Source organism: Streptomyces palmae, from assembly GCF_004684805.1.
Taxonomy (GTDB): Bacteria; Actinomycetota; Actinomycetes; order Streptomycetales; family Streptomycetaceae; genus Streptomyces; species Streptomyces palmae.
In genome coordinates, this window is record NZ_SRID01000510.1 from 1 (window position 1) to 3919 (window position 3919).

Consider the following 3919-nt stretch of genomic DNA (forward strand, 5'->3'; position numbering starts at 1 on the left):
GTGGCGTAGAGGGGGGACCGGGCCGGGTCCGCGCCGGCCGCAGCGGTCTCGCGTGCGGCGCCCGGGCGCGGGGCGCCGCCCTTGGGGGCCTTGCCCGCGGGACCGGCGAGCGGCTTGCCCTGCGGGGTGTTGCCGGCGGGCGTGCCGCTCCCGGGCGCGGTCGCCCCCGCCTTGGCGCCGGTGCTGCCGGTGCCCTGGGGCCGGGCCGCCTTCGGGGCCGCGCCGCCCTGGGGCGCGTCGGCGCGCGGCGCCTTGCCCTGGGCGCCCTGGCTCCCCGCGCCCTGGCTCTGGGCGGCGTTCCGGTGAGCGGCCTTGTTCTGGGGGGCGTTGCCCTGGGTGGTGTCATGCCGGGGGGCGCTGCCGGACGCCGCCCCGCCGGGCCGGCCCGCCTTGGGCTCCGCGCCGTCGGTCGCACCCTGGGCGGCGCGCTCGGCGGCGGGCCGCTTGGCGGCCGCGCCCTTGGCCGGAGTGGCGCCGGGCGCGGCGGTGCCCTCGGGAGACGTGGGGCCGGACGCGGGCTGGTCCCTGGAGGGTGCCTTGCCGTCCCGGCGCGCCGCGTGCTCGGAGCGGGACAGGCCGCCGGTGCGGCCGTCGCCGGACCGTGTGTCGCCGTCAGGTCGAGGGCCGCTGCCGGGGCGGGAGTCATGGGACCGCGCGTCGCCGGAACGGGTCATTCCGCCATCGGGGTCGGGGGAGTCGCTCGAAGGGGTGCCGTCCGCCTGCCGGGAGGCCCGGGTGGGGCCGGAGCGGGGACCGGAGCCGGGAGCGGATGTGGAACCGGACGGGGAAGTGGAAGGGGGACCACTTCTGTCCTCAGGGTGCCGGGGTTCCTGCTGGTGGGGCTCGTCGCTCATGTCTCCAGAGACTCCTCGGCCGCCGTAGAAGGTTGTGCTGCGGCGGAATGATGACCTGTCGGGCGAATAGCGTGGTACGCCCCATAAAACACTGTCGCATCATCCGCTACTGGGGCGCGCCGGTGCTGCCCACCTGTGACAGCTCTGTGACCGGCCGAACGGATGATCTTCGTCACTCCGTGCGGTGGCGACCCCGACCCTTCCCCCGGATCACCGCACCGCGCTCGTGGAGTGTGGCATGGGGTGGAGGGTGGGGTGCGTACGCGTGCGCCGCGAACGGCGGAACCCGACGCTACGCGAGGTACCGCACGGCCACTGCGGCAGGGTATCCGGCCCGGGAGGCGAGCGGTGCGGCCACCGGGGGGTAACCCGCCACGGTACGGCGGAACTCCCGGACTCGGGGCGGTCGCTGGGGATGCCGGGCGTGGACCGCGATGCCGCCGAACCGGTGTCCGTACCTCGTTAGGCTGTGCGCCATGAGCGACGACCTCCCCGAGATGCGGGCCTCCGATGCCGAGCGTGAGCGCGTCGCCGATGCCCTGCGGGACGGTGTCGCCGAGGGGCGGCTGACGATGGAGGAGTTCGAGGAGCGGCTGGACGCCGCCTACCGGGCCCGGACCCACCGGGAGTTGGAGCCGCTGGTACGGGACCTGCCGGTGCCCACCGGGACGGTGCCCGGCCGTGCCGTGGAGCGCTCGGGCTGGAGTGCGCGGATCGGCCATCAGCCCACCTCGAAGACCGGTATCGCGGTGATGGGCGGCTTCCTGCGGGGCGGCAACTGGGCGGTGGCGCGCCGCTTCACCGCCCTGGCCCTGTGCGGCGGCGGGCAGCTCGACCTGCGCGAGGCCCGCTTCGAGGACCGCGACGTGGTGATCCGCTGCTTCGCCGTCATGGGCGGGGTGGAGGTGGTCGTACCGATGGGTGCCGAGGTGTACGTGAACGGCGTCGGCATCCTCGGCGGGTTCGACGACAAGGGGGCGGGCGAGGGCACCCCCGGGGCGCCCCGGATCACCATCACCGGGCTCGCGCTCTGGGGCGGGGTCTCGGTGGAGCGCAAGGAGCCCAAGGCCGAGTTGCGGCGGCGGCGTGAGGAGCGCCGGATGGAGCGGTACCGGCGCCGCGAGGAGCGCAGGCTCCGGCACCGGGAACGGCACGGGCGGCGCGAGCTGGACGGTGGGAAGTAGGGCCGCCCCTCCCACGGCCGTCTGCCGGGCGCGAGTCGGCTTCTCCGGGAGCCACGGCCGTCTGCCGGGCGCGAGTCGGCGCCTCTGGGAGCCACGGCCGTCTGCCGGGCGCGAGCGGGCGTCTCAGGGGATCTGGACGCCCACCCGGCGCCGGGCGGGCATCCAGGGTGGGGCTCAGAGGGTGGCGTCCCGGGTCTGGCGCAGGATGTCGAGGTCGAAGGCGCGGGCCATCGCCTCGTAGCCGCGGTCGCTGGGGTGCAGATGGTCGCCGGAGTCGTACTCGGGGCGCAGCCGCTGCGGGGCCGAGGGGTCGCGCAGGGCGCGGTCGAAGTCGACCACCACGTCGAAGACCCCGCCGGCCCGGATCTCCCGGTTGACCTGCTGGCGCATCGCGTTGAGCCGCGGTGTGCAGCCCCGGTGGCCTTCGAAGGGGGTGAGGGTGCCGCCCACCACCTTGATGCCGCGGCTGTGCGCCAGCTCGGTGAGCCGTCGCAGCCCGTCCACGATCTGGCGTGCGTTGGCCTTGCGCGGCGGGCGGATGATGTCGTTGATGCCGAGTTCGACGATGACGGTGCGGACGTCGCCGCGGGACAGCACCTCGCGGGTGATCCGGTTCAGCGCGGCGGGGTTGTCGGGCGGGAAGCCGGGGCCGTCGGTGAGCACCTGGTTGCCGCTGATGCCCTGGTTGAGCACGCCGTACCGGGGCGCGCCGGGCTCGGCGCGCAGCCGCGTGGCGAGGTAGTCGGGCCAGCGGTGGTTGGCGCCCGCGGTGGAGGTGATCCCGTCGGTGATGGAGTCGCCGAGCACCGCGACGGAACCCTGGGCCTCCTTGGACCAGACGTCCACGGCGGTGACGTAGCGCCAGTACGGACTCTGCTCGGTGTAGCCGAGGCCGAAGGCGTCCTCGGTGCGGTCGCCGCGCGCCAGGTACGAGGTCTGCCGGGCGTGCGGATGGTAGGTGACCGAGCCGGAGGGGGTGGGGGAGTAGGTGGTGACCAGCAGGTCGGCGGCGTCCGGCACGGTGAGCCGTACCGCGTCGCTGACCACGCTCCGACCGGCCGGGATGGTCACCCCGGTGCGCTCGCCGAAGGTCAGCCGGCGCATGGTGCCGGAGGCCGCGGAGGGAGTGCTGGGGGCGGCGGCCACCGCCACCGAGGCGTGGGTGATGGAGAGCGGCCGGGTGCCGTAGAGGTTGGACAGATGGACGCGGACGCTGTTGCCGCCGATGCTGGTGTGCAGCACGTTGCGGATCGACATGCCGGGGTAGCCCTGGTACGAGTTGGGCTCGGCGGCGGCGGCCGAGGCGGACCAGGTGCCCACCCAACTGCCGGTGGTCGCCGGGGCGACCGGATCGTGCCGTTCCCGTGGGCGGGTGTCCAGCACCCCGGCACCGCGGCCCACTCCGACGAATATCGCGGTCGAGACCAGGGCCACCACCGCGACCAGCGCAGCGAGCACGGCGAACGCCGCCCGTCTGGGCATGGAGGGCACGGTCATCTGCGGAAGTCTCCTCGGGTGGCGTGCGGAGCCCTGGGGCTCCCCATGGACAGATGGACGCGGCGCGCCGCGAATAAGCGGGTGGCACCGCCGCCGTCGTCCGGTCGGCCCACCATGATCCCACGAACAGGTCATCGCACCGGCCCCGCCCCGCGTCGGCGGCACTGGTCGGCCGCCCCCGTGGGGGCATACCGGAGACGGCCGTTGGGCGCGCTCGAGGCGGCGCGGAGGCAGGGGCACCCACAGACCGGAAGAGGGTCGGAAGGAGATCGAAAGTAGGCCGTAAACAGGCCATGGCTGGGCTGGAAGCGGTTGTGGAGGCCGTCCGGAAGCGGATCCGAAGGTGCTTCGGGACGCGGGGTCGGCGGCGGACGCGGAGGCGGG

General features: G+C 74.8%; 2 protein-coding genes and 1 pseudogene. 1 reads left to right on the forward strand and 2 read right to left on the reverse strand.

Annotated elements, in window-relative coordinates; genetic code table 11:
* Window positions 1–674: pseudogene (locus tag E4099_RS30100) on the reverse strand (hypothetical protein); the annotation flags it as partial.
* A 656-nt stretch (window positions 675–1330) separates the two neighbouring features.
* On the opposite strand from E4099_RS30100, the gene E4099_RS30105 reads away from it, so the two are divergent.
* Window positions 1331–2038: a DUF1707 SHOCT-like domain-containing protein gene (locus E4099_RS30105; RefSeq protein ID WP_245245308.1), complete on the forward strand. Its 708-nt coding sequence runs from the start codon at window positions 1331–1333 to the stop codon at window positions 2036–2038.
* A gap of 174 nt (window positions 2039–2212) precedes the next feature.
* Here the strand turns inward: E4099_RS30105 and E4099_RS30110 are convergent, their stop codons facing one another.
* A complete protein-coding gene (locus tag E4099_RS30110; RefSeq protein ID WP_245245309.1) occupies window positions 2213–3535 on the reverse strand; it encodes an SGNH/GDSL hydrolase family protein in 1323 nt (440 codons plus the stop codon).
* Window positions 3536–3919 lie beyond the last annotated feature (384 nt).

Bases quoted from the DNA above. Each gene is read 5' to 3' on its own strand.
- E4099_RS30105 (WP_245245308.1), top strand. From the start codon at position 1,331: ATGAGCGACGACCTCCCCGAGATGCGGGCCTCCGATGCCGAGCGTGAG.
- E4099_RS30110 (WP_245245309.1), bottom strand. From the start codon at position 3,535: ATGACCGTGCCCTCCATGCCCAGACGGGCGGCGTTCGCCGTGCTCGCT.